The sequence below is a fragment of the Nocardiopsis sp. NPDC006832 genome, from assembly GCF_040635885.1.
Classification (GTDB): domain Bacteria; phylum Actinomycetota; class Actinomycetes; order Streptosporangiales; family Streptosporangiaceae; genus Nocardiopsis.
In genome coordinates this window covers 1-1724 of the sequence record NZ_JBEYLC010000141.1, presented here as the reverse complement: position 1 = coordinate 1724, position 1724 = coordinate 1, and the positions used below count along the sequence as shown (strand labels likewise).

Sequence of the window (1724 nt, the reverse complement as noted above, 5' to 3'; positions counted from 1 at the left end):
TGGTGGTGTTGTCCTCGGTGACCCCCGAACGCAGTTCCCGGAAGACCGTCACCACGCGCTGGATCTCGGTGAGGCTGGTGGGCACCTCCGAAATCAAATAGAACATGCATCAACTATGAAAGAAAAGTCTAATATAAATAATGTAAAAACAACTAAAAATAAAAATATGGAAAAATCAACGCAGACAGACAAACAAAACTCTGTGAACTTAAAGCAAAACACAAAAGATCAAAATAATAATGCAAATGATGAAGCAGCTTCTCCAACTAGCGAACAAAATGCAGCTATAGCACAAGCAAAGTCATATGCAAATACATTACCTATCTCTAAGAAAAGTTTATACAAACAATTAACTTCGGAATACGGAGAGAAATATCCGGCAGACGTAGCACAGTATGCTGTTGACCATATCAGTGTAGATTATAAAATGAATGCACTGAGATTAGCAAAAAGTTACGTAAAAAATATAAACATTTCTAATCAAGCGTCATATGATCAACTCGTTTCAGAAAATGGAGAAGGATTTACTCCTGAAGAAGCGCAATATGCAATAAATCATTTAGATAGGTAATCATTAAAAAAGAGTTTTAACATTAAAGGTTTGTTTTCTTAGTTGAAAGCAAACCTTTAATATAATCGTATAAATATAATCTTTATAGACCGTAAATTCAGTTATTATAAAATTTTATAGTTACAATTACTTTCAATCTTTTAAAATGTCATCGATATAGAGAAAATTCTCCACCTAGTAGGTTAAACTCAATTTTCTATTTAATTTTTATAAAGTAGAATGTTAAAAATTGAGAATTTAGTACATTTGTTTATAGACATTTTCTCCCTGAAACAAGATAATCTGATTCTTCATCTTTTGTCATTTTATTTGATTGAGTGCTTACTGGTGAGTCTTGTCTTAATGCTCTTTCAACATTTGATTGAACTATTTTATTTAAAAGATTAGAAAAAGTTTCAACATTCTTTTTAGTGTCTTCTGCATTTGAAGTAACTAACATATCTAATCAAGGTTCCTCAGTCACATCAATGCCTTCTTTGTTTAACATCAATCGTGCTTCAGCTTTCATCTGTGATTTAGCATCTCTTACTTTATATTCTTCGAGTTGCTTAGTTAACTTTTCATTCTCATATTGTAACTGTTGATCTTTATTTATTTTACGTAATCGACAAGTTAAGATTCTTGAAGTTGAAGGTACACGTGTTGTTGTTAGAGAAATCGAAAAATAAAAAGGAGCGATTTAATGTTTAGTATTGGTTTTATAATCATTGCAGTCATTATAGTAGTTGCACTACTCATTCTGTTTTCATTTGTTCCGGTCGGATTATGGATTTCAGCACTAGCTGCTGGAGTACATGTTGGAATAGGCACACTTGTGGGGATGCGTTTAAGACGGGTTTCACCAAGAAAAGTTATCGCACCTCTGATCAAAGCGCATAATGCTGGTTTAAACTTAACTACAAATCAACTTGAGTCTCATTACATAGCAGGCGGTAATGTTGATCGTGTTGTAGATGCAAACATTGCAGCACAACGAGCAGATATCGACTTACCATTTGAGCGAGGCGCTGCCATTGATTTAGCAGGTAGAGATGTATTAGAAGCAGTACAAATGTCAGTGAGGAGACCACGTGATCCGACCGGTCGTGCGCACCCTGACCACCGTCGTCGCCGCCTTCTCCCTGGCCCTGGTGGTGGGATGCGCCGGCGACCC

At 35.7% G+C, this 1724-nt stretch carries 2 protein-coding genes and 1 pseudogene; 2 read left to right on the top strand and 1 reads right to left on the bottom strand.

Annotation, left to right across the window (positions count from 1 at the left end; translation table 11 throughout):
- Window positions 1-115: 115 nt before the first annotated feature.
- Window positions 116-571 carry an Ltp family lipoprotein gene (locus ABZ717_RS28600; protein ID WP_358516385.1) on the top strand — a complete coding sequence of 152 codons (456 nt, stop codon included), beginning with the start codon at window positions 116-118 and terminating at the stop codon, window positions 569-571.
- Between the two features lie 250 nt (window positions 572-821).
- Here the strand turns inward: ABZ717_RS28600 and ABZ717_RS28595 are convergent.
- A pseudogene (locus tag ABZ717_RS28595) lies at window positions 822-1166 on the bottom strand (DUF4355 domain-containing protein).
- 87 nt (window positions 1167-1253) lie between these two features.
- On the opposite strand from ABZ717_RS28595, the gene ABZ717_RS28590 reads away from it, so the two are divergent.
- On the top strand, window positions 1254-1724 hold a 471-nt coding region (locus ABZ717_RS28590), incomplete at its 3' end, for a flotillin-like FloA family protein (protein ID WP_358516382.1).